The organism is Bacillus sp. FF-1, assembly GCF_028548245.1.
Taxonomy (GTDB): Bacteria; Bacillota; Bacilli; order Bacillales; family Bacillaceae_G; genus Bacillus_A; species Bacillus_A paranthracis.
The window spans coordinates 39,632-65,144 of the sequence record NZ_JAQQGG010000012.1; the positions used below are offsets into that span (position 1 = coordinate 39,632).

The window sequence follows — 25,513 nt, forward strand, 5'->3', positions numbered from 1 at the left end:
TCCCTCCAAAATACTATTCTTGAAAAGAATCCATGGACTATTACAGACCGGTTTAACTCCTTTATAAATTATGAAACGCGTTTCCTGTCAAAGATATTTCAAAAAAACAATCCGTTATGCGATTATGTGCATAACGGATTAAAACTAAACGGTAGAGCGTTCCACAAGTTCATACGGAATTTCCACCTTTTCTTGTTTAGAACGTTCATCACTTGTTTGCCTATAAAACATTTCAAAGGCTTTTTTACCTATTTCCTTTAAATTTTGATCAATAGTTGTAAGTTGTAACACTTGCGAAATAGGTTGGTTATCAAATCCAATAATCGCTAAGTCTTCAGGAACTTGAATACCTAATTTTTCAGCTTCCGTCATAACCCCAATTGCAACCTCATCTCCTGCTACTATTAATGCTTCAGGAAGATGCTGCATCTCCTTTAATTTATGAGCCACTCTCACACCATCTTCTAACGTAAAACATTCTGTGAAAATCCATTCTTCATTCACTTCTTCATCTATAGATTGCAATTGACGCTTATACACATCAAAACGCTTTTGACTACTCGGTCCTAGCTTTCTCCCCGTGCAATAACCAATTTTTTTATAACCTTTTTCAATAAGGTGATTCATTCCTAGCTGGAAAGCTGCCGAATGATTTGTATATACACTTGAGATATTTGAAATATCATTGTCTTCACAAGCAATGATTGTGCCGTATGAAGCATACGGTTCTATCATTTCCCAATCATTTGCACGTGAACAAATAATAAGGCCATCTAATTGTTTCGTTTTTAACATATGTAAACTTTTCATTTCTTCTTTTTTATTATAGTTTGTTTGGCAAAGTAGCACCCTGTAGTTATGAGTTAACGCTCCCTCCATCATTCCCCCTACCATTGCATCGAAGCTCGGGTGATTAATGTAAGGGAGAATTACACCAACAATATTCGTCTTTCCTTTTGATAAATGAACAGCATTTGCGTTTTGTGAGTAATTCAACTTCTCAACTATCTCTATAACCGCTTTCCTTTTTTCTTCACTTACATACGGATGATCATTCAATACTCTCGAAACAGTCGTAACTGAAACTCCCGCCATCTTTGCAATATCTTTAATATTAGCCATACATTCACCTCTACTTTTAAACTAATAAATTCCATGAACATATGTCAAACCTTCTCATCATTACACCTTCATTCATTTTTCTTACAAAAGTGTAATTTCCCTGTAAGCTAATTCGATAGTTACTCTCTGCTATTTTTCATACAATTAAGTCAGAAACAGGGCAACCATTATTCGAAAAGGAGCGGATTTATATGATGAACAAAATGAAATCAAACAATTTTTTAAATACAATGAGCATGGTATTTTCCGCTCTTATCGATGCAAAAGCTGTTGCTTCTACATTAAACAAGTAAGGAGAATATATTATGAATAACATCACTTTTAACAAATTAGATTTTTTAGGACTAGCTAGTGGCTCGATTCTTCTTACTGCTTTTATTTACGCCACTACGCTTGTATAAATTTTGTGTCCCCTTTCCCCTTTATTATAAATAGTAATAGAAAAGACGACCGTCTATGCCCGGTCGTCTTTTCTTACTTTTGATTTGATTCCAAAGCTTCCTTTAGCTCCTCAAACTTCTCATTTAATTGGTCGGTCATCATTTTCATAGCTGTTTTCCGATCTATTTGTTCTTCAGCATCAATTTGAATCGGATCTCCAAAAATCAATTGTGCCTTTTTCCCCTTTATTAATTCTTTTACACTTGATGGACCAACATAAGCTGCTGGTATTAATGGAACGTTAGAACGCATCGCAATTGTCACAGCACCAGCTTTTAACGAAACATCTTCTGTCGATCTCGTTCCACTTGGGAAAATCCCTACCACTTTTCCTTCTTTTAATAAGCGTGATGGAATTTTAAGTGTACTCGGTCCTGGATTTGCACGATCTACAGGGAATGCATTTACATTTTTAAAGAACCAATTTTTGAATTTCCCTTCAAATAATTCTTTTTTGGCCATGTAATGAATCTCTGTTGGGTACATCCCTGTAGCTAACATTAATACATCCATAAAACTTGTATGTGTACACGCAACAACATACGGGCCACCTTCTGGTAGCTTTTCTCTTCCTTGCACTTCTACTTTCCCAGCTGTTTTAAATATATATTTCAACAAAAATGTAATTGGTTTATACATTGGTTTCGTTCCTTTCTGAACATCCGAAGTATAGTCATTTTCTCACCTCAATTATAACACTAAGTTATAGGAGTTGGTAATAAAAATGAGTATTAATTGTTAAATTTCAATTCTTACAAAAGTGTAATTTTCTTGTAAGCTAATTCGATAGTTACTTCTTGCGATATTTCATACAATTAAGTCAGAAACAGGGCAACCATTATTCGAAAAGGAGCGGATCAATATGATGAACAAGCTGAAAACGAACAATCTTTTAAATACAATGGGCATGGTATTTTCCGCTCTTATCGATGCAAAAGCTGTTGCTTCTACATTAAATAAGTAAGGAGAATGCATCATGAATAACATTACTTTTAACAAATTAGATTTTTTAGGATTAGCTAGCGGCTCTCTTCTTCTTACTGCTTTTATTTACGCTGCTACGCTTGTATAACTTTGTGTCCCCTTTCCCCTTTATATAGAAAAAGACGACCGTCTATGCCCGGTCGTCTTTTTAAATGTTTCTTTCTTTTAACTCTTTTAAAAGCTCTATCATTTCAGCTTGTTGTTTTATCTTCTTACGACCATTTCGATTAATTGCTGCAAGCTCACAAGCAACTCCGACGGCGAAGAAAAACAATAAACTTTCTAACATGTGAAATCCTCCAATTGCCTATTAAACAGCTTGACGTAATTGCTCTTCTTGTAAAATCTTCTTATTTATATTTTCTTCTTTCCTCTGACAAACATTATTACGAATAAGTGCCGCAATAACAAGTAAAGTCCCTACAATATCAAACATTGTTATTTGATATCCTTGCATCATCATAATAACTAAAGTTGTAATTGGTACAAAATTAATAAATAAAATCCCATTAATGGACGATAAAATTTTCACACCATAGTTCCAAGCTAGTAACGCTACTATTCCTGGTAATGTCATCATAAATAATAAATCGTATTTCACAATAAAAATCGTTCCCATACTCGGAACTGAAACATATCCAAACGCCGTTATAATTATCGTTATAATTCCTGTAACGGTCGTACCGAATACACACGTCAATGTAGAGTAACGTAATGTCGACCAATCGCTACACGTTTGACCACCCATCGTATAAATAACCCAACCTACAACTCCAACAAATATACATGCTAGTGAAAACATGTTATCTTTCAATGTTAAAAAGAAACTCATATCACCTTTTGTAATAACAAATACAGCCCCTACAAAAGCGATAATCATGCTCGTTATCATATATTTTTTCGGTTTTACATGCTTATATCCCCATAAAATACAAATAGAAATCATCGGCATAAGTGCTTCCATAATGGAGGCTACCATCACACCTGATTTTCCCATTAACATTTGACCTAAAAATACAAGTACATTATATACAGTAAACGCCATCGTTCCGAAAAAGACGAGTAACTTTCCTCTTCCCTCTAAACGAAATGCCCGTTTTCCTTCTTTCATTAACAACAATACAATCAGCATTATCGCCACCGCTCCATAGCGAATAAGCGAAAAGTAAAATGGATCTATGTATTCTAACGCATGATCAGCAACTGGAAACATTGCTCCCCATGACATACTTGCAATTAAACACGCTAAAGCGCCTATTATCATTTGACCTTTTCTCACCGCAATCCCCCACTTCTTTCTATTTGCACAAAGAGAATTGTAAAAGAAAAAATATATCACGTAAAATGATTCAAAATGATGTTAACTATCATTTATAATGATAGTTAACATCAAGGAGGATCGTATTATGGAATTAAGAGATTTACAAATCTTCCAGAGCGTTGCTGACCAAGGTAGTGTAAGTAGCGCAGCAAAGGAATTAAATTACGTACAATCAAATGTAACAACGCGTATTAAACAACTGGAGAACGAGCTGAAAACACCGCTCTTTTATCGTCATAAACGAGGCATGACTTTAACAGCTGAAGGAAGAAAAATGCTCGTTTATGTTAATAAAATTTTGCAAGATGTTGAGGAGCTAAAACAAGTATTTTTAGATAGTGAAACACCCTCTGGCATATTAAAAATCGGTACTGTCGAAACAGTAAGTACATTACCTACCATTTTATCTTCTTACTATAAAAGCTATCCGAACGTCGATTTATCATTACAAGCAGGTTTAACAGAAGAATTAATTAGAGAAGTACTCGATCATCAATTAGACGGTGCTTTTATATCAGGGCCAATAAAACATCCCCTTATTGAACAATACGATGTTAGTACAGAGAAATTAATGCTTGTAACACAAAATAAAGCTTTTCATATAGAAGAATTTACAACAACGCCTTTACTCGTTTTTAACCAAGGATGTGGATACCGTTCCAAACTAGAACGATGGCTGAAAGATGAAGGTTTGCTACCAAAAAGAATTATGGAATTCAATATATTAGAGACAATATTAAACAGTGTTGCACTCGGCCTTGGAATTACACTCGTACCACAGTCTGCTGTCCATCATCTTTCTAAAGCAGGTAAAGTGCATTGCCATGCAATCCCTGAAAAATACGGTAGTATTTCAACGGTTTTCATACGCCGTAAAGATAGCTATATGACAAATTCAATGCGTAGCTTTTTAAAAACAATCGAAGAGCACCACCACATTAATATGCTTTAAAAGACATTCTTACACGAATGTCTTTTTTTCTTACAAAAGTGTAAGTCTTCCGTAAGCTAATTCGATAGTTGCCGGCGATCATATTTCCTATAATTAAGACATAAAGCAGGGCAACAACAATTCGAAAAGGAGCGGATACGCATGATGAACAAAATGAAATCAAACAAATTTTTAAATACAATGGGCATGGTGCTATCCGCACTTGTCGATGCAAAAGCTGTTGCAACTACATTAAACAAATAAGGAGAGATTATAATGAACAACATTACATTTAACAAATCAGACTTTATCGGACTTGCAAGTGGAGCGACTCTTCTTACAGCTTTCATTTACACACTTGCTAAAGGTCTTGTTTAACACTTTGTTTCCCCAAACCCCTTTATATATAGAAAAAGCTGCTCGTCTTATAGACAAGCAGCTTTTTAGTTTGTTTCATATATAGTTTGACCTGTTTTCGTCATATCATATCCGCCAATCGCTTTTAGTTCATTATGAAATTCTTCCGATTGCAGAATGTCTTTTACAACTTCGATCAGCTTTTCATTTTCTTTATTCTTCAAAATCACTAAATCATACTGCTCTTTCATGATTGGAATAAAGTCTACATTTACAATTTGCGAAAACTTTTCTGATCCTACTCCCACATCAGCTTTCCCATTCGCGACTTGCGTGGCAACACCAAGATGATTCGACTCTTCCCATTCATATCCACTAATATTCTCTTTATTTAACTTTTGAATGCGCAATTGTTCATCCACTAGTACCCTAATACCAGAACCTTTTTCTCGATTTACAAATCGTATAGATGAATGAGATAAATCAGCCCATGTTTTTATATTTTTTGGATTTCCCTTTTGCACATAAAACCCAACGTTCCTTGCTAATAAATTAATCATCGTACATGGTTGTCCTACTAAAATACGTTTTACGTAAGGAACATTATATGTACCCGTTTCGCCATCAAACAAATGCAAGCTAACGATACTTCCTTCTCCTTGATACATTTTTACTAGGCTCGTTAAACTACCTTGATATGCCCTTAATATATTTGAACTTGGCAGGCGATTTTCTATACGTTTTGCCAACATGTCTAACGTTAGTTCTTGTCCACTAATAATACATGTATTCGAGATACTATTACTGTCATTCTTTACAGAAGTAACTTGTACGTTACCTGTTTTCATTTGCTTAATATATTGTTCTAAATCTGCTGCATCAATGCGCATCTGTCTACCAATTCTATAAGAAGGCAGTTCTCCTTTTTTAATTAAATCGTATACAGTTAATTTTGATACTTTTAATCGCTTCGCTACTTCTTCCGTTGTGTAGGAATGATGATTCATAGACGATTCCTCACTTTCTTTCTTCATTGTAACAAAGAAAAGAATATTTCTCCTATATTTTAAAAATAACTACATCGTTCAAATTATATTCAATTATAACTAGTTATATTTAGTTATATTTAGTTATAATTAATTATGTCAAAACGAAAGGGGATTTTTTATGAATAAGTTTACATTACAATCCATCGGGGCACTTATCCTTTCTTTTCTTCTTATATTTAGTGTTGCATGTACAAGCGGAGAGAAGAAAGAGAAATCAACCGCTAAAGAAGGAAAAACAGTTGAACTTACTATATCAGCAGCTGCAAGCTTACAAGATGCGCTAAAAGAAATTGAAACAAAATATAAAGAAAAAGAACCTAATATTAAACTTTCTTTTAACTTCGGCGCTTCTGGTGCACTTCAACAACAAATCGAACAAGGTGCACCTGCTGATTTATTCTTCTCAGCAGCCGAAGATAAATTCCAAACTCTCGTTAAAAAAGGATTCATTAATGAACAAGAGGGGAAAAATCTCCTTGGAAACGAACTCGTTCTAGTCGTCCCAAAAGATAGTTCTCTTACAAAAATTCAAGATTTAAAAGATGAAAAAATAAAAAAAATCGCACTTGGTACACCTGAATCTGTACCTGCGGGAAAATACGCAAAAGCTTCTCTCACACATGAAAATCTTTGGAATGACATTCAAAATAAAGTCGTATTTACAAAAGATGTTCGCCAAGTGTTAACATATGTAGAAACAGGTAATGTTGATGCTGGTATTGTATACAAAACAGATGCTCTTATTTCAAACAAAGTAAAAATTGGTGAGACAGCAGCGGCTACTTCTCATGAGCCAATTCACTATCCTTTAGGTGTTATAAAAGAATCTAAACACAAGAAAGAGGCGACTTCATTTTATGAGTATTTGCAGTCAAAAGATGCACAATCTATCTTTAAAAAATACGGATTTACAGTCCTATCATAATTGCCATGAGCTTTGATACTATTTTATCACCAATCTTTCTATCTTTACGAGTAGCTGCATGTGCCACCATTATCGTTACCATTTTAGGAACGATAATCGGACGAGCGCTAGCACGCTCCTCATGGAGATATAAAGTAATATTAGAAACTATTTTCTTACTACCAATGGTACTTCCGCCAACTGTAATCGGCTTTTTTCTCATTATCATTTTTGGAAATAACAGTCCTATTGGAACGTGGATAGAATCAATATTTCAGCAATCTATTATGTTCACATCTACTGCTGCTATCATTGCTTCTACAGTTGTTGCATTTCCGCTTATGTACCAATCAGCAAAAACAGGATTTTCTATCGCGAATGTACAAATTGAAGAAAGTGCTCGTGACCTTGGTGCAAGTGAATATCAAGTTTTTCTACACGTCACACTTCCGCTTGCATTTCCTGCCTTACTAAGTGGAATGATTTTGAGCTTTGTTCGTGCGCTTGGTGAGTTTGGTGCTACGCTCATGTTTGCCGGAAACATTCCTGGTAAAACACAGACTATCCCAACTGCCATTTACATGGCGATTGATGCAAGTAATATGCAGCTCGCCTGGACACTAGTAGTTATCACTATTAGTATGTCCCTCCTATTTTTGCTATGTATTCAGCTTATTAATAAAAGAATTACTAACTCTTAAGGCAGCTCTTTTTGAAGCTGCTTTTTTATTTCTTAGGAAATAAAAATATACCACCGGGAAATAACTGAATTTAAAATTTTATTTAAATATACATTCTATTTGAATTTACTTTCTAAAATAGGCAATTTCCTGTTATTATATGGAGGTGTTTGAAAAAATGAAGAAATGAAAACGCATTTATATCTTGAATTCTTCATCCTGTTTTAGCGATCGGTAATCTTCTACTCTAGTAGTGGGGCATTACCGATCGTTAGAACGATATGTAATTATATTGGTATAGCAAAACGAAGGGAGTCTTGTAATGGACATTTTATTAGCGCTTCTTCCTGCAATTGCATGGGGAAACATCTTATTAGTAAGCGTAAAAATGGGCGGTGGTGCATATAGCCAAACGGTAGGTATGACAATCGGTGCTCTATTCTTCGCAACAATTATGTATGTATTTACTCAACCAGCTTTAACAATGACAATCTTGATTGTTGGTTTTATTTCAGGTTTATTCTGGGCTTTAGGACAAGTAAACCAATTAAAAACAGTTGAAAAACTAGGCGTTTCAACTACTGTAACAATTTCTACTGGTATGCAACTTGTTGCAACTTCTATCTTTGGGGTTATCGCTTTCCGTGAGTGGACTACTACTACAACGATCATTCTGGGAACGATTGCAATCCTATTAATCGTAGTTGGTGTTGTATTCACATCATTAGATGATAAAGAAAATGCTCAGCCACCAGGACAATTGAAAAAGGGACTTCTTACTTTAATTGTTTCTACTTTTGGCTATCTTGTATATGTAATTATTATTCGTTGGTATAACATCGATGGTTGGTCTGCTATTTTACCACAAGCAGTTGGTATGTTTGTTGGTGCGGTTGTACTGACATCTAAACATAAACCATTTAACAAATATGCAATCCGTAACGCTTTATCTGGTTTACTATGGGGAACTGGAAACTTATTCTTACTTCTTTCATTACCACGTGTCGGAGTAGCAACAAGCTTCCCATTATCTCAAACTGGAATCGTTATCTCAACATTTGGTGCGATTGTCTTCTTAGGCGAAAAGAAAACGAAACGTCAATTGATCTTTATTGCACTAGGTAGTGTTTTAATTATCGGCGGCGCTGTATTACTTGGTATGACAAAAGCATAAACTTATAAATTATTAATCTCTGAAGCAGTTATGCTTCAGAGATTTTTTATTACAACTGTTTTTTAAGTATAATAATTTTTATAACCTTATTTGTATTAAACCTCTTCCCTCCATTTTCATCCTTCTCACAATAAGCCTTTTCTTTTTACAAAATTCTCTTAAAAATGGTATCGTTTTTTATAACATATCTCCACTAGAAAGGAATAGAGGATATGCTAACTAAACATCGAATTCTATTTATTGGTGCTGGTCGTATGGCAGAAGCTATATTTTCCGGATTACTTAAAACAAGCAAAGAATACATCGAAGAGATTATCGTTTCTAACCGAAGTAACGTAGAAAAGCTAGATCAATTACGAGCGCGATATAATGTGTCTACTACAACAGATTGGAAGCAACATGTTACATCTGTTGATACGATTGTTTTAGCAATACCGCCTTCTGCACATGAAGAATTATTAGCAGAGTTATCTCCGTTACTATCGAATCAACTTGTCGTAACGGTAGCTGCCGGCATCGGCCCATCTTATTTAGAAGAAAGACTTCCTAAAGGAACGCCTGTTGCTTGGATTATGCCAAATACAGCTGCTGAAATTGGTAAGTCTATCTCCTTATACACGATGGGACAATTCGTAAACGAGACTGATCAAGAAACCCTGCAATTGCTTTTAGGGGGCATTGGTACTTCGCAACTTTGTACCGAGGAAGAAGTTCATCAACTTACTGCAGTTACTGGAAGTGCACCAGCCTTCCTTTATTACTTTGCTGAAAGTTTAATTGAAGCAACAAAAAGTTATGGAGTCGATGAAGCAACCGCAAAACACCTTGTCATTCAAATGATTTCTGGCTCTGCTTCTATGCTTGAACAAACACAAGATCCAGCTAACCTCCGTGAACAAGTAACAACGCCAGGTGGTTCCACAGCTGAAGGTCTCAAAGCTTTATATGAATATAATTTTTCAGAGGCAATTCAAAAAGCAGTAGAAGCAACAAACAAAAAAGCTAGGGGGAAATAATATGAATTTAACAAGTTTAAAAGACTATACAACATTACATAACGGTGTAAAAATGCCTTGGTTCGGTTTAGGTGTTTTTAAAGTAGAAGATGGTTCAGAAGTAATTGAATCTGTAAAATCAGCAATTAAAAATGGTTACCGCAGTATTGATACTGCAGCAATCTATCAAAACGAAGAAGGCGTTGGACAAGCAATCCGTGAATCAGGTGTTGCACGTGAAGAATTATTTATTACATCAAAAGTATGGAATAGCGATCAAGGATATGAAACAACACTTCAAGCATTTGAAACTACATTAGAAAAATTAGGTCTAGAATATTTAGATTTATATTTAGTACATTGGCCTGTAAAAGGAAAATATACTGAATCATGGAAAGCGTTAGAAAAGCTTTATAAAGATGGCCGTGTTCGCGCTATCGGTGTGAGTAATTTCCATATTCACCACTTACAAGACGTATTTGAAATTGCTGAAATTAAGCCAATGGTCAATCAAGTGGAATACCACCCACGTTTAGCACAAGAAGAATTACACGATTTCTGTAAAGAACATAATATCCAGCTTGAAGCTTGGTCACCGTTAATGCAAGGACAACTACTAGATAATCCAACGTTGCAAGAAATTGCGAAAAAATATAATAAATCAACTGCGCAAATTATTTTACGCTGGGATTTACAAAACGAAGTTGTAACAATTCCCAAATCAATTAAAGAACATCGTATTATTGAAAATGCAAACATCTTCGACTTTGAATTAAGTGCTGATGATATAAAAGCAATTCAAGCTTTAAATGAAGATCGTCGCGTTGGTCCAGATCCAGATAACTTTAACTTCTAGTAGAAAAACCACTGCCATATGCAGTGATTTTTCGTTAAAGAAAACTGAAAATTTAAACTATATTTCATTCAGTTGACACTTCATCATCCAAGGTGTAAGATTTTGAATTATCAAAGAAACACAAAAATTAATAAAGTTTATTCGTTTACTCATTGTATCAAGAGAGGTGGAGGGACTGGCCCTTTGAAACCTCGGCAGCAGGTTCATTTTTGAATACTGTGCCACTTCCTGCAAGCTTTATAGCTTGAAAGATAGAATGAGGGACTTCGTTTATATACGGGTGCATAACTTGTACGTAAAAATCCCTCTTTCTCAATATGAAAAGAGGGATTTTTTATTTTTCATTTCCCTCATCATCATCCAAACTTAATTATTTAGGAGGAAAATCAAATGAAAAAGAAGTTTGTACCCGGTATTGCATCAGTTGTAGGAGTAAGTATTTTATTAACTGGTTGCAGTAGTTATAAAAACGAAGCAAGCGGAGCAAATGCAAAAGACGAGGCGCCTAGTAAACAGGTTTTAAACTTATCTTCACCTACTGAAATACGAACAATGGATACAGCTCGTGCTACAGATACTGATTCTGGTCAAGTAATGAGAAACGTATTTGAAGGTTTGTATAACCTTGGTGAAGGTAATAAACCTGTCCCTGGTGTTGCAAAATCTCATGAAGTAAGTGGCGATAAAACGAAATACACATTCCACCTGCGAGATTCAAAATGGTCAAACGGTACTCCTGTTACAGCGAAAGATTTTGTCTTCGCTTGGCAAAGAGCTGTCGATCCAGCAACAGCCTCTGAATATGCATTTCTATTCTTTGATATTAAAAATGCAACAAAAATTAACAACAAAGAACTTCCAGCCGACCAACTTGGTGTAAAAGCAGTTGATGACCATACGTTTGAGGTAGAATTAGAGCGTCCTGTTCCTTATTTTATTAGCTTAACAGCGTTCCCAACATTTCTACCAATTAACGAGGAATTCTTTAAAAAACAAGGTGATAAGTACGCTTTAGAAGACAATACAATCTTGTACAACGGCGCTTTTACACTAAGCGATTGGAAGCATGAACAAAGCTTTAAATTCAAGAAAAACCCTACCTATTGGGATAAAGATACTGTCAAACTAGAGGAAATCAATTTTAACGTCGTAAAAGAAAAATCAACAGAAGTAAACTTATTCGAATCAAAACAATTAGACCGTATAAAATTAACATCTGATTTCGTTGATAAATATAAAAAGGATGCAAACTTTAAAGAACGCCCGAACGTAGGCGTACAATTTTTACGTATGAATCAACAAAACAAAGTACTGCAAAACGTTTCTGCACGCCAAGCAATTGATCAAACAATTGATCGAAAATCCTTTGTAAATACGTTATTAAATGATGGCTCTACACCAACCTTTGGTCTCGTTCCAAAAAACTTTGCAAAAGGGCCTGATGGAAAGGACTTCCGTACTATAAATGGAGATTTAACTAAAGTTGATACAAAATCTGCACAAGAGTTATGGAAAAAGGCAAAACAAGAGCTTGGTTCTGAAAAGATTACATTAGAATTATTAACGAGTGATGCTGACCTTGATAAGAAAACAGGTGAGTTCTTAAAAGGACAACTAGAAAAGAATTTAGATGGATTAACAGTAAATGTGAAACCACAACCACGTAAACAACAAGTTTCACTTTTATTAAAAGGTGACTATGAAATCGGTATTGATGGCTGGAGCCCTGACTTTGCTGATCCAATTACATTCCTTGAATTGTTTACAACGAATAACCCTTACAACTTGGATCATTACTCTAATAAGGAGTTCGATGAAACAATTGAAAAAGTGAAAACGACTTTAGCTGGTGATGAAAAAGCTCGCTGGGAAGCATTACTAGCATCTGAGAAAATATTATTTAAAGACTCTGTTATCGCTCCCCTTTACCAAAAAGGCGAATCTTATTTAGAACGTTCTTATGTGAAAGGAATTGTGCAAGTAGACTTTGCAGGCCAATTAAACTTCAAATGGGCACAAATTGAAAAATAAAAGGCAAGCTGAATCGATATTTTTCTATCTACAGTAATTATTTTATTAAAAAAATGTATTAAAAGCGGATTCTCAATAAGAGGAAATCCGCTTTTTTAATATATTATTCTAAAAAATTAATGCTCAAATTTTTATTATTGACATATAGTTCTCTCCAGTGTTAATATTCTAAATAATCAAAGAAACGAAATATTTCACCATCATAATATAACGTCTACTACGTCGAAGCATATAATGATAAATTATAGTTCAACATGTATATACATATAGAACACCTGATTACCTACATGTACATATTTATAATAGGTTTTCTCTTCTTCTATAGATACACTTCAAAACATGGACATTATGACGTTACGAAACAACACATTTAGGGAGGAACGAACAATGAAGAAAAAAGTTGTACCTGTTGTTGCATCTGTTTTAGGGGCAAGTCTATTACTAACTGCTTGCGGGGGAAATAAAGATAACGCAAGCGGAGCGAAAGCAATTGATAAAGCACCTGATAAACAAGCAATTAACTTATCATTTGCTTCAGAAATTCCAACAATGGATGTTGCAAAAGCAACGGATGGGGAATCCATGAACGTAATGCGTAATGTTTTTGAAGGGTTATATGCAATGGGAGAAGATAATAAACCGATTCCTGGTGTCGCTGAGTCGGTTGACGTTAGTCCCGATAAAACGAAATATACATTCCATCTGCGTGATTCAAAATGGTCAAACGGTACTCCTGTTACAGCAAAAGACTTTGTCTTCGCTTGGCAACGTGCCGTAACCCCTGATACAGCAGCTGAATATGCATTCTTATTCTTCGATATAAAGAATGCGAAACAAATAAACCAAAAACAATTGCCGATTGATCAACTAGGGGTCAAAGCTATTGATGACAAAACATTAGAAGTACAACTAGATCGTCCTGTTCCCTACTTCTTAAGTTTAACGACATTCTCAACATTCTTACCAATTAATGAAGAGTACTTAAAGTCTCAAGGCGATAAATACGGTTTAGAAACAAATCATTTAATTTACAACGGTGCCTTCACATTAGATAACTGGAAACACGAGCAAAGCTTCCAACTGAAGAAGAATCCTAACTATTGGGATGCTAAAACGGTGAAATTAGAAGAAATCAACTTCAATGTCGTTAAAGATAAGTCTACAGAAGTTAATTTATATGATTCAGGACAAATTGATCGCGTTGCTTTAACTGCGGAGTTTGTTGATAAATATAAGGGCGATCCAAACTTCAAAGAACGCGCTGAAGTTGGCATTCAATTTTTACGACTCAATCAAAAAAATGAAACATTAAAAAATCAACATGCACGCCTTGCTATTAACGGAGCAATGAATAAGAAAGCATACGTAGAAACAATTTTAAATAACGGCGCTGTTGCAGCTGAAGGAATGGTTCCTGCGAAATTTGCAAAAAGTCCTGATGGCAACGACTTCCGTAAAGAAAATGGAAATCTAGTGAAAGATGATGTGAAAACAGCGAAAGAAAACTGGAAAAAAGCGAAGCAAGAACTGGGTACTGACAAAGTAACAATTGAACTCTTAACAAGTGATAATGCTTTAGCTAAAAAGACTGGTGAATATTTAAAAGGTGAACTAGAAAAGAACTTAGATGGATTAACAGTAAATTTAAAACCACAACCACGTAAACAACAGTTAAAACTACTGTTAAGTGGTGACTATGAAATCGGTATTGATGGCTGGGGCCCTGACTTCGCTGATCCAATTACATTCTTAGATTTATTTACAACAGATAGTGCTTACAACTTCGATAAATACTCTAACAAAGAGTACGATGAGCTAATTCATAAAGTAAAAACAGATTTAGCTGGTGATGAAAAAGCTCGCTGGGAAGCAATGAAGCAAGCTGAAAAAATTCTATTACAAGACGGTGCTGTCGCTCCTTTATACCAACAAGGTCGTTCTTACTTACAACGCTCTTTCATTAAAGGACTTGTAACAACTGACTTCGGTGGTGAGTTTAACTACAAGTGGACAGAAGTTGCAAAATAATAAGTGCTAATAAAAAGGTATCCCACCGAGGATACCTTTTTATTTTATGCTTCTTTAACTACAGAGCTTCTTCTTCCCTTTACCATTCCTTTTATAGCTAAAGTCATCACTGCTACTGATTGTGTAACCAATACAATAACTAATAATGAAATAATATTTCTCTCTAAACTAACTCCTCCAAATATTATTGTATAATAGCCATTCGCTGCATATGTTGCAGGAAATAATCCGCCGATTGTTTGATATGTTTTAGAAAGCATTTCATGTGGGACAATTACACCGGAACTTACAAGTTGTAACGATAGTGAGATAATATTAAAAATCATACCTGCGTTTCCAAACACAGTTAGAAACATTTGTGTTAATGAAAGAAATGCGAAGAAAACTATTGTCAATAATCCTCTTCCCCTTCTTTTTGCATTGAACTAAAACTCATCATAAATATAAACAAAAACATCAAATATGTTCTCCATGTCAAAGAAGGTGTATGCCCTGACCAAATATAGCTAACTAAATAGTTAATTCCCATAATGCAAGACGATATTACTAAACTAATACTTATTAGTTTTACATATTTGAGCATATCTTTTCTCCTTGTTTTTTATTTTTCTACTTCTTCAAATTGTAGATTCACCGGTTCTTCTAAGAGTGTTTCATAAAAGTTCTCTGCCAAATCTGTTGTAGGAATTTTTTCATCTACTTCATCAAATCGAATACTATCTAGCCACACATAACCTTCTCCTGATAATAAAACACCAAATGCAATACCAAGCGCTCCTTCTTTTATATCTAATACAACTGAGTACGATTGCCAATTATTCGTATTTTTAATGGGACGATTTTGCATATTATCCATAGCAAGCGGTTCTGTCTCTTTTCCATCTACTCGCATCCACAATCCTGCCCAATCTCTTACATTTTCACTCTTAACAAATGCTGTAAAACGTAATCTCTTCCCTACATATTTATCTGCTCGGAACATTTGCATTAATGTTGAAAATCCTCCGTGCGTAACATTCTCTTTTGCTTTTATGTATGCAGATACTTTCCCTTGATGGACAACTTCATAATCTAAACCCATCTCATATTCAGCAGGATGACTTCCACTTAAGATCCATCCTTTCGGTATACCTTTTTGCATTGAAACACCCTCTCTTTCTATATAAAATGACTGGAAGTACTTTCGATATTTCTTTGGTGGCAATTGAAACATTCTTTTAAAAGCTCTCGTAAATGCCTCTTGTGAGGAAAAACCATATTGCATTGCAATATCAATAACTGCTCTTTCAGTCGATACTAAAGTCTGCGCAGCATGAGTTAACCTTCTCTTTCGAATATAATCCGTTACACTCATCCCAACATATCTTTGAAAGATACGATGAAAATGGTACATCGATACTGCACTGTAAGATGCCACTCTTTCTGTTGTAAGCTCCTCATGTAAGTGATTCTCTATATATTCAATTGATTTTTTTATTATCTCTTTATACTCTTCATGCATTTTAGTCCCTCCCTCACAACTTCAATTTACCATATACATACAAATCGTTTTTGATTTAAATTGCGGATTAGCCCTTATGACTACAGAATAATAATTTATTTTTAACACATACATAATTACATGATTTTGGGAAAAACTTGTATAGAACGAATTTACATAAGGAGGAATTTATAATGAGAACTCTACTATCAGTTTTATTAGCTCTTATGCTAGTACCTGCATTAACAGGATGTAAAGCTCCTGCAAAAGAAGATACAACTTCTAATAAAAAGACGACTGAAGAAGCAAAAAACGAGGCTCCTGCAGATTTAAAACTAAACTTCAATGAATTCGATTTAAAGGCAGACTACCAAGATACAAAGAAAGACTACGAAGCAGACTATAAAAATGTAGCAGCTGATAAGAAAATGGAAGCAAAAATTGAAGATCATAAAGCAGATGTAAAATTAACAGGAGACGAGGCTATCACAAAATTAAGCCCACTTCTACAAGAATTAAAATTTGATAAAGATACTGCTGACCAAGAAGTAATCGATCAAGTAGTGAACGTGTTCAAACTTGATAAAGACTATCAAAAATTTGATTTAGAAGTTGTCTTCTCTGATGGAACGAAAAAAGAATATAAAAGAGAAATAAAATAAAGAAGTAGGCAGTTGCCTACTTCTTTATTTTATTTTTTAGCATATCGCAAACTTGGTTGAGATCCTACGTAGTATTCTAATCCAGATACAGATGACTTTTGTAAATAAGAGTCTGTTGGGAATACAAGTGGGATTAAAGGATATTCTGTAAACATAATATCTTCTGCTTGATGTAATAAGTCAAAGCGTTTATTTTCATCTTGTTCTAATTTTGCTTGATTAATTAAATTATCAAAGTCTTTATTAAACCATTTCGCATAGTTATTTGGTCCATCACCTGCATAAATTTCTAATTGAGCAGCTGGATCTAATGTAGATCCTCCCCATCCCATATATGCGATTTGGAAGTCACTTTGTTTGTACATATCAATATAACTTTTCCACTCTTTACCTTCTATCTTTACGTCTACACCAAGATTTTTCTTAAACATTTCTTGAAGTGTTTCAGCTATTTTTTTCTTATCTGAATATTTCACCGTTACTTCTGGAAGTGTAGTCCATCCTTCTTCCTTCATTCCTTCTTCTAATAGATTCTTAGCTACCGCAGGATCATATTTAAAATAATCACCCTTCTCTTTACGGAAGTCACGACCACCTTCTGTTTTTGCTCCTTCTGGAACAAATCCATATGCTTCTTTTGCATTATTCTTTAATATTTTCTCTACGATAAACTTACGATCTACAGCTAATGCAAAGGCTTTACGAATTTTAGCATTTGTAAATGGTGGTTTCTCTGAATTAAATGAGTAAATATGAGTTGAGTAGTCTTGCATTTTTTTAAACTCTTTATTGTTTTGTTCTTTTTCAACTAAATCCGTTGGTATGTTAGATAATAAATCTAATTCTCCAGATTTATATAATTGATACGCTGTTTTACCTTCAGGAATAATACGGAATTCGATTTCTTTTGATGCTACTTTTTTATCATGGAATTCTTTATTTTTTTCTAAAATAATCGCTTGATTATGCTTCCATTCTTTCAATGTGAAAGGACCATTTGTAATTAATTCTTTTGGATCTACTTTTAGTTTACCTTTTTCGTCAATAGATTTTTTATTAAGTGGAATATATAACGACTGGGCTAATGTTCGCTTAATAGATGTTACCGGATGTTCAAATTGTAGCTTTAAAGTTACATCATCTACTGCTTGAATTCCTACTGCATCTTCTGCACCTTTCCCCGTATTAAATGCTTCTCCACCTTTAATGAAATAGAGTTCAGTTGCATTCATAGAACCCGTTTTAGGATTTAATATTCTCTTCCAAGCAAATTCAAAATCTTTTGCTGTTAATGGAGAACCATCAGACCATTTCAATCCTTTTTTCAAATAGAATGTATACTCTTTTCCATCTGCCCCAGCTTCCTCTTTCTCTACTAAATCCTTTTCAAACTTCCCATCTGTTGTCTGTCTATACAAAGTTGCAAATAAGTGCTCAATTACATAATTAGAGTTATTATCTGTTGAAATCGCTGAATCTAACGTGTAAGGATCACTACCGAGATTCGTTACAAAACGGTCTCCTTTACTAGCACTTGCTTTTGAAGTATCTTTCTTACCGCAAGCGACAGAAGTAATTGCTAATACGGTCATAATGACAAATAATAAAAACTTCTTCATCTTCCATTCCCCTTTAACCTGAAATTTTTGGTGTAGATGCTAATAATGTTTTTGTATAAGAATGTTGTGGATTACGGAATACTTCATCCGTATTTCCAAATTCAACAAGTTCTCCTTTATATAAGACAGCCACTTTTTCACATAAATAGTGAACCATTGGCAAATCATGCGCGATAAATAAATATGTATAGCCTTGTTCCTTTTGAATTTTTTGCAACAGATGTACAACTTGAATTTGAAGTGAAACATCTAACGCTGAAATTGGTTCATCAAGAATCAATACTTCTGGCTCACATAATAAAGCTCTTGCAATAGCAATACGTTGACGTTGCCCTCCGCTAAATTCGTGCGGATAGCGATCGATATATCGTCTATCTAATCCCACACGTTCTAGCGCATCACCTGCTACTTTATCCTTTAATCCTTTATCACCTAAACCGAATGAAATATAACCTTCCGTTACGCTATCGCGTACTTTCCAGCGCGGATTTAATGCTGCTGTGGAATCTTGAAAAATAAACTGTACTTTCTGTAAGAAATCACGTTTATGAGCTGCCTTCAGCTTGTGAACGACTTGATTGTTATATTCAATTTCACCAGACGTTGGGCTCTCAATCCCAGCTATGAGCTTACCAAGTGTTGTTTTTCCTGAACCACTTTCTCCAATAATGCCAAGCGTTGTGCCTTTCGGGATCGCAAGCGATATGTCTTTTAACGCTGCGATTTCTTTATTTTTACTTCCATACGTTTTCGTTACTTGCTTTACAGTAATTAAATCTGTCGTCATGAGGCATTCACCTTCTCTTTTGATTTCGCTTTATTATGCTCCAGAACATGTTGCCAGCAATGTGAACTATGCTCCCCAGAATATGTTGTTCTCTCTGGGAAACGATGAATACATTCTTTTATCGCTACTGGACAACGATTTACAAAAGGACAACCAAAGCTATTTAACGTCTCAATGGAAGGTGTCGTCCCTTCTATTGCACGTAATACTTTTTCGGAATCATCCATATTGGGAATTGCTTGTAATAAGCTTTTTGTGTATGGATGTTTAGGAGAACCTATCACTTCCTCTATCGTTCCTTTTTCAACAACACGTCCTCCATACATCACAACTACTCGATCCGCTACTTCACGTACAAGTGCTAAATCGTGCGTAATTAGTAAAATACTCGTATTTTGCTTTTCCTTTCTTTCCTTTAATAACTCCATAATTTGCTTTTGAATTGTTACATCTAATGCTGTCGTAGGTTCATCCGCAATAACGAGTTTTGGGTGGCAAGCAAATGCGATTGCTAAACAAATACGTTGCCTCATACCTCCGCTTAATTGATGTGGGTACTGTTCAAAGCGTTTCTCTGCTTCATGTATTCCTAAATCATTTAATAAGTTAATTGCAATTTCTTTTGCCTCTTTTTTCGATTTCTTTTCGTGCTGCAAAATCACTTCTGTAATTTGCCTTCCCACCTTCATCGTTGGATTCAAAGATGAAAGCGGATCTTGAAAGATAAAAGAAATATCTTTCCCACGAATTTGATTCCATTCTGATTCTTGTAACTTAGTTAATGCCTTTGATTCGAAAGATATATTTCCATCATCAATTTGAATTGATTCTTGATTTAAGCCGATAATAGCTTGTGCTGTAACACTTTTCCCTGAACCACTCTCTCCTACAAGTGCAACAATTTCACCTTCGTTAATAGAAAAGGAAACATGTTTCACAATTGCTTGCTTACTATTCTCTTTTTCAACGGCTAACGTTACGTTTTCTAAAGATAAAAGCTGTCCCATGTCGTTTCTCCTTTCGATTCCGTTTTACGATTTTCGGATCAATTGCATCTTGCAAACCATCACCAATTGCATTAAATGCGAACATAATAAGCGCAATCATTAGTGATGGGAAGAAAAGTTGCCACCATTCTCCGCTTAATAATGTCCCAAGCGCATCATTCGTCATTGTCCCCCAGCTTGCTGCTGGTGATTGTACCCCGAGTCCAATGAAGCTTAAAAATGATTCTGAAAAAATAGCTGCTGGAATTGTAAATGATAAATTTACGATAATAATACCTGTTAAGTTCGGAATGATATGTCCGTATATAATTTTCATATGTGATGTACCTAATCGCTCCGCTGCAATAACAAATTCTCTTTGCTTTAAAGATAAGACTTGCGCCCTAACGAGACGTGCCATACCAATCCAACCTGTTAATGCAAGGGCGATAATAATTGTAAAAAGTCCTGGTTTCATAATGATTAGTAATAAAATTACAATTAATAAATATGGAATACCGTATAATATTTCAATCCCTCGTACAATCCACTCATCTATTAACGTTCCAAGGCGATTACGCCCTCTCACATATCCACTAAATCCTCCAATTAGCACACCAAGTCCTATATCAAGAACAGCTGCTACTAATCCAACTACTAACGAAATCTTCCCACCAGCCCAAGTACGCGCCCAAATATCTCTTCCCAAATCATCTGTTCCGAACCAATGCTCACTACTAGGTGGTAAATTTGTCGCCTCTTTTACTTGTTCACTCGCAGTGAAAGTGGTTAAACTTTCACCGATAAGAGAAAAAATAATAATGAGTAACAATGTCACCGTTCCTAGAACTGCGATTGGATTTGATACAAACTTACGGAACACTTCTTTTTTTCTGCTAATTGCTTGCTGATCTTTATTTATCGTTAATTCTTTTTTCTCTTCATTTGTCAATAACTGTTTATTAATTTCATAAGCACCCATTTAAATATCCTCCCTCCTTACGTAATAGAACGAATACGCGGATCAACAATACGATGAATAATGTCTGTAATGAAAATACAAAAAATTAATAATGCACTATAGAAAATCGTTGTCCCCATAATGACTGGATAATCTCGGTTAAAAATACTATCTACAAAATATTTTCCGAGACCAGGAATTGCAAAGATTTTTTCAATAATAAAAGTCCCCGTTAACAACCCAGCCATTAACGGCCCAACAAATGTAAGCACTGGAACAATTGCATTTCGAAGAGCATGTCTTATAATAATTTTCTTAATCGGTATACCTTTCGCTCTCGCTAACTTAATATAATCACTCTGCAAAACTTCAATCATATTAGAGCGAACAAATCTTGTAATCACTGCGATTGGTCCTAACGCTAATGCAAAGGATGGCAATACTGTATGTTCAAATGTACCCCAAGAGGCTACTGGTAAGAGCTCGAATTGAATAGCAAATATTTGTATAAATAGTGGTGCTAAAATAAAACTCGGAATAGAAATACCGAGGATGGCAAGTAAACTTACACCATAATCAATTACCTTCCCATGATAGAGAGCAGCAAATGTACCTGCAGCAATTCCGACTAGCAATGAAATAATAAGTGCTTGTAAACCAATAATTGCTGATGGACCAAAGCCAGTTGTTATGATTTCTGATACACCTTGCCCGGTTGATTGAACAGATTCACCAAAATCAAAATGAACTACGCCGTCTAAATAAGCAACATATTGATTCCATAACGGTTCATCAAGGTGATACTTCGCTCTCATATTTTGCACAACTTCCTCCGGAAAGATCTTTGCATCTGATGAAAATGGATCTCCCGGAATAATATGCATAATTAGAAATGTCACTGTCGTAATAACCCATAGTGTGAACACCATAACCGATAATTTTTTAATTACATACATTCCAATAACCCCCTAAACACATATATTTACTTAGTTTTATGAACGTGCTTTTTCCATTACTCCCTTTCTCTTTTTAGAATACAAAAAGCCTTGATCTTAAAAAATAAGATCAAGGCTTAATAAACAAAGGCCTATCACTTATCTTTCAAGACTTGCTTGCTGGAATTAGCACGGTGTTCCTATTACAGAACCCGCTGCTGAGGTGTCATAGGGCCAGTCCCTCTACCTCTCTGGATAAGTAAATTGCTATTTTATTATTTGGTTCAAATTGTATATTTCGAATTATAATTCTGAAAAAATGAAAAGTCAATCAAATTGGATATATTTAGAAAAATCAGTTTTTAATAGTGTGTTTATCTAAATTACAGTTTTTCGCCTATAATAAAAAAAAACGATATGAAAGGAGTTATATGATGGATCCCTTACTTCTAGCAACTATAGGATTACCATTAACAATCGTTATACTTGTTATCATTGGATTTTATAAACTTTTCATTAAAAAGAAAAGCATTACCTCTTTTTACACCCCCTTTGATAATATTACCGGGCAAACTATTTCCGAATTTCACGAAGAACAGAAGGTATTAGTATCCGAGGATGAAGACGGCGATCGTAAGAAGAAAAAATAACCTTGCACAGGCAAGGTTATTTTTTCGTTTCTGCTTGAAAACGTTTATAGTATGTCGATGCTGTTGCAAAATTAATTTCTATATCACGAATCAACGATGAATCTTCTTCTTTAGCTAACTTCTGTAATTTTTTCATTGCTTGTTCCGATTCATTCAAGAAACCGACATATACCTCATGTTCTTGCTCTTTCGACTTCGGAACACGAATTTCTTTTCGTATATGATCAATATCTTCTAACATGCTCGTTGTTACCTTTTGCACATCTTCTTTATATGTAGCAGTCGTTATTTCCTTACCGCCCTTTTCTTTTGCCACTTCAAATAACTGCAGTGCGTTATTAATTTCTTTATTCATTTTCAAATCGTATTTTTCATGTACTGCACGGTATTCTTTCATTTCTTCTGTTTGTTCTGTAGATTGCTCTACCTTTTCTTTCGGTTCTTTCGTATCCTTATTTCCATTACATCCTGCTAGAAGGATCATACTTCCCATTACAGCAATACCCAAAACCTTCTTCATCTCTTCTTCTCCTTTTATCTACAGCTACTACTCATTATAGTTTCTTTTATCTCCACTTGTTATTATACCGAGAACATCCTACTTTTTACACTTAAGACGACATCGTAATATATATACCAACATGTTTGTCACAGTATCGTCACTTTATACAAATAACTTTTGCACTGCTTTACTACAGCACCTTACAAAACTGTAAGCACACATAAAGAACAAACCATGCTAGACTTACATATGCATAACGCAAACATATGTAAGTTTTTAAGGAGAATCATCTATGTACAATACAATGCCTTTTATGGGAGAAGATATTCGTGTACTTATTCGCGAAAAATCACTTCATATCGAAAATACAGAGAGCCTTCGCCGCGTATTAAAAAAGAAGCATGCTCCATTTAAGTTAGCCCAATATTTAAAACAACAACATACAAATCAATTTCATACAGTGCTAAATATATCAGATAAATCATTAACAATCGAAATCATCGGTCATGTCTACATTGGAAACTTCGCAGATATCTTAAAAGAAATCCCACGTATACCGAAAATTGCTCCTATTATCGTTAAAAAAGCGTATAAAATTACCGACCATACCGATATTATCGACTGCGGGGAAAAAGAAGTTGATAGTAATCGCTGGGTGTGGGATAAACTTGCTATTTTATATGATACGATCATGAATAATATGTATGAGGTATTTGAAAGAAATGAAAAAAAGAACTGATTCAAATATTCCCTTTGAATCAGTTCTTTTTTGTTAAGCCTCTAAATTTTGTCTTGCTTGCAGTTCAAACTGCTTTTCACTTCTTCTAGCCATAAATAAATAGCATAGTACCGCACCAATTTCACAAAGAGCTATTACAACACCCATCGGTAATGCGGTATTACTTCCACCAATACCTACTAGCGGTGCAACAAGCGCTCCTGAAATGAACTGTAATAAGCCTAATAAAGCTGATGCTGTTCCTGCAGCTTGTTTTTGATTTCTCATCGCTAATGAGAACCCAGTTGTTGAGACAACCCCAACACTTGATACGACAAGGAATAACGAGCATAAAACACCAATTAACCCTATTCCTAATAAGATTGTTAGTAGTAAAGATAAACCACCAACAGCTGCAATAACAATACCAGAGACAAATAATGTCTTCTCATTCACTTTCCCTGCTAAACGACCCGTAACCTGACTCGCAATAATAATACCGATACCGTTGATTGCAAAGAATAAACTAAATTGCTGTGGTGATGCTCCGTATATGTTCTGCAACACAAATGGTGATCCCGAAATGTATGCAAACATTGCCGCCGTTACTAATCCTTGTGACAATGCATATCCCATAAACAAACGGTCCTTTAACAATTTTCCGTACGTCGCTAACGTCCCTGACAAACCGCCTGTTTCTCTTTCTTCAGGAGGTAATGTTTCACGTAATACGAAAGTAGCTGATATTAACATAAATACACTTATTGCTCCGAGAACGATAAAGACACCGCGCCACGTTGTAAACTGTAATAATTGTCCCCCAATAATCGGTGCCAAAATAGGTGCTGCTCCGTTTACTAACATAAGCAGTGAGAAGAATTTCGTCATTTCAGAACCTGAATACATGTCACGTACCATTGCACGTGATATAACAATACCGGCTGATCCTGAAGCTCCTTGTAGAAAGCGTAATAACACTAAAGTCCAAATAGATGGCGCAACAGCACAAAGTAAAGAAGAAGCAACATAAATAATAAGAGCAATAATAAGAGGTTTGCGTCTTCCGTAAATATCACTAATTGAGCCAACAAATAATTGTCCTACTGAAAGCCCAAGCAAACAAGCTGTTAATGTAAGCTGTGCTAGAGATGCACCTGTTTGCAAGTCATCCGTTAATTTCGGTAACGAAGGCAAATACATATCAATAGATAATGGTCCAATCGCCGTAAGTGTTCCTAATACAAGAATCATCCATAACCTGTTCATCTTTACAGGCTTATATATTTCCTGATTAACTTCATTCACTTTTTTCGTTCACCCTTTCCTATACACACTAAATC

General features: G+C 35.0%; 29 protein-coding genes and 2 riboswitches. Of the genes, 14 read left to right on the forward strand and 15 right to left on the reverse strand.

Annotated elements, in window-relative coordinates; translation table 11 throughout:
• Nucleotides 1–144: 144 nt before the first annotated feature.
• Nucleotides 145–1,122, reverse strand: coding sequence for a LacI family DNA-binding transcriptional regulator (locus tag PQF83_RS26345; RefSeq protein ID WP_001273915.1), 978 nt, complete (start codon nt 1,120–1,122; stop codon nt 145–147).
• Between the two features lie 305 nt (nt 1,123–1,427).
• On the opposite strand from PQF83_RS26345, the gene PQF83_RS26350 reads away from it, so the two are divergent.
• A complete protein-coding gene (locus PQF83_RS26350) occupies nt 1,428–1,523 on the forward strand; it encodes a DUF3948 family protein (protein ID WP_001060001.1) in 96 nt (31 codons plus the stop codon).
• A 73-nt stretch (nt 1,524–1,596) separates the two neighbouring features.
• Here the strand turns inward: PQF83_RS26350 and PQF83_RS26355 are convergent, their stop codons facing one another.
• Entirely contained in the window at nt 1,597–2,202 is a 606-nt protein-coding gene (locus PQF83_RS26355; protein WP_000277774.1) for a lysophospholipid acyltransferase family protein, read from the reverse strand.
• A gap of 337 nt (nt 2,203–2,539) precedes the next feature.
• On the opposite strand from PQF83_RS26355, the gene PQF83_RS26360 reads away from it, so the two are divergent.
• Nucleotides 2,540–2,635, forward strand: a complete 96-nt coding sequence (locus PQF83_RS26360) for a DUF3948 family protein (RefSeq protein ID WP_001060007.1) — start codon at nt 2,540–2,542, stop codon at nt 2,633–2,635.
• A 60-nt stretch (nt 2,636–2,695) separates the two neighbouring features.
• On the opposite strand, the gene PQF83_RS26365 is transcribed toward PQF83_RS26360, so the two are convergent.
• Both PQF83_RS26365 and PQF83_RS26370 read right to left on the reverse strand, forming a co-directional pair.
• The gene (locus PQF83_RS26365; RefSeq protein WP_000894066.1) at nt 2,696–2,836 is read right to left on the reverse strand and encodes a YrzO family protein; all 141 of its coding nucleotides are present in this window, start codon (nt 2,834–2,836) and stop codon (nt 2,696–2,698) included.
• Between the two features lie 21 nt (nt 2,837–2,857).
• Nucleotides 2,858–3,826 carry a DMT family transporter gene (locus tag PQF83_RS26370; RefSeq protein WP_001225440.1) on the reverse strand — a complete coding sequence of 323 codons (969 nt, stop codon included), beginning with the start codon at nt 3,824–3,826 and terminating at the stop codon, nt 2,858–2,860.
• Between the two features lie 127 nt (nt 3,827–3,953).
• Between PQF83_RS26370 and PQF83_RS26375 the strand changes: the two genes are divergently transcribed.
• Nucleotides 3,954–4,820 (forward strand): LysR family transcriptional regulator, encoded by an 867-nt coding sequence (locus PQF83_RS26375; RefSeq protein WP_000423059.1) that lies wholly within the window; start codon nt 3,954–3,956, stop codon nt 4,818–4,820.
• A gap of 255 nt (nt 4,821–5,075) precedes the next feature.
• Nucleotides 5,076–5,177: a DUF3948 family protein gene (locus tag PQF83_RS26380; RefSeq protein ID WP_001060016.1), complete on the forward strand. Its 102-nt coding sequence runs from the start codon at nt 5,076–5,078 to the stop codon at nt 5,175–5,177.
• 65 nt (nt 5,178–5,242) lie between these two features.
• Here the strand turns inward: PQF83_RS26380 and PQF83_RS26385 are convergent, their stop codons facing one another.
• The gene (locus tag PQF83_RS26385; protein WP_000712220.1) at nt 5,243–6,190 is read right to left on the reverse strand and encodes a helix-turn-helix transcriptional regulator; all 948 of its coding nucleotides are present in this window, start codon (nt 6,188–6,190) and stop codon (nt 5,243–5,245) included.
• Between the two features lie 133 nt (nt 6,191–6,323).
• On the opposite strand from PQF83_RS26385, the gene modA reads away from it, so the two are divergent.
• The 7 genes from modA to PQF83_RS26420 all read left to right on the forward strand — a co-directional run bounded on the left by modA (nt 6,324) and on the right by PQF83_RS26420 (nt 14,873).
• Complete coding sequence (gene modA / locus PQF83_RS26390) at nt 6,324–7,130, forward strand: molybdate ABC transporter substrate-binding protein (protein WP_001032220.1); 807 nt, start codon at nt 6,324–6,326, stop codon at nt 7,128–7,130.
• Nucleotides 7,131–7,135: 5 nt separating this feature from the next.
• Nucleotides 7,136–7,810 carry a molybdate ABC transporter permease subunit gene (modB, locus tag PQF83_RS26395; RefSeq protein ID WP_001996525.1) on the forward strand — a complete coding sequence of 225 codons (675 nt, stop codon included), beginning with the start codon at nt 7,136–7,138 and terminating at the stop codon, nt 7,808–7,810.
• A 301-nt stretch (nt 7,811–8,111) separates the two neighbouring features.
• Nucleotides 8,112–8,963 (forward strand): GRP family sugar transporter, encoded by an 852-nt coding sequence (locus tag PQF83_RS26400; protein WP_000353544.1) that lies wholly within the window; start codon nt 8,112–8,114, stop codon nt 8,961–8,963.
• Nucleotides 8,964–9,175: 212 nt separating this feature from the next.
• Nucleotides 9,176–9,979, forward strand: a complete 804-nt coding sequence (gene proC, locus PQF83_RS26405) for a pyrroline-5-carboxylate reductase (RefSeq protein WP_000956256.1) — start codon at nt 9,176–9,178, stop codon at nt 9,977–9,979.
• Between the two features lies 1 nt (nt 9,980).
• Nucleotides 9,981–10,814: an aldo/keto reductase gene (locus tag PQF83_RS26410; RefSeq protein ID WP_001054822.1), complete on the forward strand. Its 834-nt coding sequence runs from the start codon at nt 9,981–9,983 to the stop codon at nt 10,812–10,814.
• A gap of 151 nt (nt 10,815–10,965) precedes the next feature.
• Nucleotides 10,966–11,072: riboswitch (SAM riboswitch) on the forward strand.
• A gap of 132 nt (nt 11,073–11,204) precedes the next feature.
• On the forward strand, nt 11,205–12,845 hold the full coding sequence (locus PQF83_RS26415; protein WP_000726497.1) for a peptide ABC transporter substrate-binding protein: 1,641 nt from the start codon (nt 11,205–11,207) through the stop codon (nt 12,843–12,845).
• 387 nt (nt 12,846–13,232) lie between these two features.
• A complete protein-coding gene (locus PQF83_RS26420) occupies nt 13,233–14,873 on the forward strand; it encodes a peptide ABC transporter substrate-binding protein (protein WP_000731068.1) in 1,641 nt (546 codons plus the stop codon).
• A 44-nt stretch (nt 14,874–14,917) separates the two neighbouring features.
• Here the strand turns inward: PQF83_RS26420 and PQF83_RS26425 are convergent, their stop codons facing one another.
• From PQF83_RS26425 to PQF83_RS26435, 3 genes are read right to left on the reverse strand one after another with little or no spacing between them, the layout of a single operon-like run.
• Nucleotides 14,918–15,268 (reverse strand): hypothetical protein, encoded by a 351-nt coding sequence (locus PQF83_RS26425; RefSeq protein WP_000156940.1) that lies wholly within the window; start codon nt 15,266–15,268, stop codon nt 14,918–14,920.
• The gene (locus tag PQF83_RS26430) at nt 15,265–15,456 is read right to left on the reverse strand and encodes a hypothetical protein (RefSeq protein WP_000922544.1); all 192 of its coding nucleotides are present in this window, start codon (nt 15,454–15,456) and stop codon (nt 15,265–15,267) included. The genes PQF83_RS26425 and PQF83_RS26430 overlap by 4 nt, the downstream gene beginning before the upstream one ends.
• Before the next feature lie 18 nt (nt 15,457–15,474).
• On the reverse strand, nt 15,475–16,374 hold the full coding sequence (locus tag PQF83_RS26435; RefSeq protein ID WP_000544210.1) for a helix-turn-helix transcriptional regulator: 900 nt from the start codon (nt 16,372–16,374) through the stop codon (nt 15,475–15,477).
• A 173-nt stretch (nt 16,375–16,547) separates the two neighbouring features.
• Here PQF83_RS26435 and PQF83_RS26440 point away from each other — a divergent pair, with 173 nt between their 5' ends.
• The gene (locus tag PQF83_RS26440) at nt 16,548–17,015 is read left to right on the forward strand and encodes a YusW family protein (RefSeq protein WP_001259643.1); all 468 of its coding nucleotides are present in this window, start codon (nt 16,548–16,550) and stop codon (nt 17,013–17,015) included.
• Between the two features lie 29 nt (nt 17,016–17,044).
• Here the strand turns inward: PQF83_RS26440 and PQF83_RS26445 are convergent, their stop codons facing one another.
• Genes PQF83_RS26445 through PQF83_RS26465 form a run of 5 tightly spaced genes read right to left on the reverse strand, consistent with a single transcriptional unit; the run spans nt 17,045 to nt 22,324 of the window.
• Nucleotides 17,045–18,634, reverse strand: a complete 1,590-nt coding sequence (locus tag PQF83_RS26445) for a peptide ABC transporter substrate-binding protein (RefSeq protein WP_000714093.1) — start codon at nt 18,632–18,634, stop codon at nt 17,045–17,047.
• A 13-nt stretch (nt 18,635–18,647) separates the two neighbouring features.
• Nucleotides 18,648–19,421, reverse strand: coding sequence for an ABC transporter ATP-binding protein (locus PQF83_RS26450; RefSeq protein ID WP_000205670.1), 774 nt, complete (start codon nt 19,419–19,421; stop codon nt 18,648–18,650).
• On the reverse strand, nt 19,418–20,428 hold the full coding sequence (locus PQF83_RS26455) for an ABC transporter ATP-binding protein (RefSeq protein ID WP_000531236.1): 1,011 nt from the start codon (nt 20,426–20,428) through the stop codon (nt 19,418–19,420). Before PQF83_RS26455 ends, PQF83_RS26450 begins: the two co-directional genes overlap by 4 nt.
• Entirely contained in the window at nt 20,385–21,389 is a 1,005-nt protein-coding gene (locus PQF83_RS26460) for an ABC transporter permease (RefSeq protein WP_000501542.1), read from the reverse strand. Before PQF83_RS26460 ends, PQF83_RS26455 begins: the two co-directional genes overlap by 44 nt.
• Nucleotides 21,390–21,406: 17 nt before the next feature.
• Entirely contained in the window at nt 21,407–22,324 is a 918-nt protein-coding gene (locus PQF83_RS26465; protein WP_000289330.1) for an ABC transporter permease, read from the reverse strand.
• Between the two features lie 135 nt (nt 22,325–22,459).
• A riboswitch (SAM riboswitch) is annotated at nt 22,460–22,565 on the reverse strand.
• Nucleotides 22,566–22,737: 172 nt separating this feature from the next.
• Here PQF83_RS26465 and PQF83_RS26470 point away from each other — a divergent pair.
• A complete protein-coding gene (locus tag PQF83_RS26470) occupies nt 22,738–22,953 on the forward strand; it encodes a DUF3951 domain-containing protein (RefSeq protein WP_000371392.1) in 216 nt (71 codons plus the stop codon).
• Between the two features lie 16 nt (nt 22,954–22,969).
• Here the strand turns inward: PQF83_RS26470 and PQF83_RS26475 are convergent, their stop codons facing one another.
• The gene (locus tag PQF83_RS26475) at nt 22,970–23,473 is read right to left on the reverse strand and encodes a hypothetical protein (protein ID WP_000756528.1); all 504 of its coding nucleotides are present in this window, start codon (nt 23,471–23,473) and stop codon (nt 22,970–22,972) included.
• Nucleotides 23,474–23,747: 274 nt separating this feature from the next.
• Here PQF83_RS26475 and PQF83_RS26480 point away from each other — a divergent pair, with 274 nt between their 5' ends.
• The gene (locus tag PQF83_RS26480; RefSeq protein ID WP_000282866.1) at nt 23,748–24,194 is read left to right on the forward strand and encodes a hypothetical protein; all 447 of its coding nucleotides are present in this window, start codon (nt 23,748–23,750) and stop codon (nt 24,192–24,194) included.
• A gap of 33 nt (nt 24,195–24,227) precedes the next feature.
• On the opposite strand, the gene PQF83_RS26485 is transcribed toward PQF83_RS26480, so the two are convergent.
• Nucleotides 24,228–25,439 carry a multidrug effflux MFS transporter gene (locus PQF83_RS26485; protein ID WP_116777230.1) on the reverse strand — a complete coding sequence of 404 codons (1,212 nt, stop codon included), beginning with the start codon at nt 25,437–25,439 and terminating at the stop codon, nt 24,228–24,230.
• Nucleotides 25,440–25,513 lie beyond the last annotated feature (74 nt).

Coding starts and splice junctions, on each gene's coding strand:
- PQF83_RS26345 (WP_001273915.1), bottom strand. CDS start 1,122: ATGGCTAATATTAAAGATATTGCAAAGATGGCGGGAGTTTCAGTTACG.
- PQF83_RS26350 (WP_001060001.1), top strand. CDS start 1,428: ATGAATAACATCACTTTTAACAAATTAGATTTTTTAGGACTAGCTAGT.
- PQF83_RS26355 (WP_000277774.1), bottom strand. CDS start 2,202: ATGTATAAACCAATTACATTTTTGTTGAAATATATATTTAAAACAGCT.
- PQF83_RS26360 (WP_001060007.1), top strand. CDS start 2,540: ATGAATAACATTACTTTTAACAAATTAGATTTTTTAGGATTAGCTAGC.
- PQF83_RS26365 (WP_000894066.1), bottom strand. CDS start 2,836: ATGTTAGAAAGTTTATTGTTTTTCTTCGCCGTCGGAGTTGCTTGTGAG.
- PQF83_RS26375 (WP_000423059.1), top strand. CDS start 3,954: ATGGAATTAAGAGATTTACAAATCTTCCAGAGCGTTGCTGACCAAGGT.
- PQF83_RS26380 (WP_001060016.1), top strand. CDS start 5,076: ATGAACAACATTACATTTAACAAATCAGACTTTATCGGACTTGCAAGT.
- PQF83_RS26385 (WP_000712220.1), bottom strand. CDS start 6,190: ATGAAGAAAGAAAGTGAGGAATCGTCTATGAATCATCATTCCTACACA.
- modA (WP_001032220.1), top strand. CDS start 6,324: ATGAATAAGTTTACATTACAATCCATCGGGGCACTTATCCTTTCTTTT.
- modB (WP_001996525.1), top strand. CDS start 7,136: ATGAGCTTTGATACTATTTTATCACCAATCTTTCTATCTTTACGAGTA.
- PQF83_RS26400 (WP_000353544.1), top strand. CDS start 8,112: ATGGACATTTTATTAGCGCTTCTTCCTGCAATTGCATGGGGAAACATC.
- proC (WP_000956256.1), top strand. CDS start 9,176: ATGCTAACTAAACATCGAATTCTATTTATTGGTGCTGGTCGTATGGCA.
- PQF83_RS26410 (WP_001054822.1), top strand. CDS start 9,981: ATGAATTTAACAAGTTTAAAAGACTATACAACATTACATAACGGTGTA.
- PQF83_RS26415 (WP_000726497.1), top strand. CDS start 11,205: ATGAAAAAGAAGTTTGTACCCGGTATTGCATCAGTTGTAGGAGTAAGT.
- PQF83_RS26420 (WP_000731068.1), top strand. CDS start 13,233: ATGAAGAAAAAAGTTGTACCTGTTGTTGCATCTGTTTTAGGGGCAAGT.
- PQF83_RS26430 (WP_000922544.1), bottom strand. CDS start 15,456: ATGCTCAAATATGTAAAACTAATAAGTATTAGTTTAGTAATATCGTCT.
- PQF83_RS26435 (WP_000544210.1), bottom strand. CDS start 16,374: ATGCATGAAGAGTATAAAGAGATAATAAAAAAATCAATTGAATATATA.
- PQF83_RS26440 (WP_001259643.1), top strand. CDS start 16,548: ATGAGAACTCTACTATCAGTTTTATTAGCTCTTATGCTAGTACCTGCA.
- PQF83_RS26445 (WP_000714093.1), bottom strand. CDS start 18,634: ATGAAGAAGTTTTTATTATTTGTCATTATGACCGTATTAGCAATTACT.
- PQF83_RS26450 (WP_000205670.1), bottom strand. CDS start 19,421: ATGACGACAGATTTAATTACTGTAAAGCAAGTAACGAAAACGTATGGA.
- PQF83_RS26455 (WP_000531236.1), bottom strand. CDS start 20,428: ATGGGACAGCTTTTATCTTTAGAAAACGTAACGTTAGCCGTTGAAAAA.
- PQF83_RS26460 (WP_000501542.1), bottom strand. CDS start 21,389: ATGGGTGCTTATGAAATTAATAAACAGTTATTGACAAATGAAGAGAAA.
- PQF83_RS26465 (WP_000289330.1), bottom strand. CDS start 22,324: ATGTATGTAATTAAAAAATTATCGGTTATGGTGTTCACACTATGGGTT.
- PQF83_RS26470 (WP_000371392.1), top strand. CDS start 22,738: ATGGATCCCTTACTTCTAGCAACTATAGGATTACCATTAACAATCGTT.
- PQF83_RS26475 (WP_000756528.1), bottom strand. CDS start 23,473: ATGAAGAAGGTTTTGGGTATTGCTGTAATGGGAAGTATGATCCTTCTA.
- PQF83_RS26480 (WP_000282866.1), top strand. CDS start 23,748: ATGTACAATACAATGCCTTTTATGGGAGAAGATATTCGTGTACTTATT.
- PQF83_RS26485 (WP_116777230.1), bottom strand. CDS start 25,439: ATGAACAGGTTATGGATGATTCTTGTATTAGGAACACTTACGGCGATT.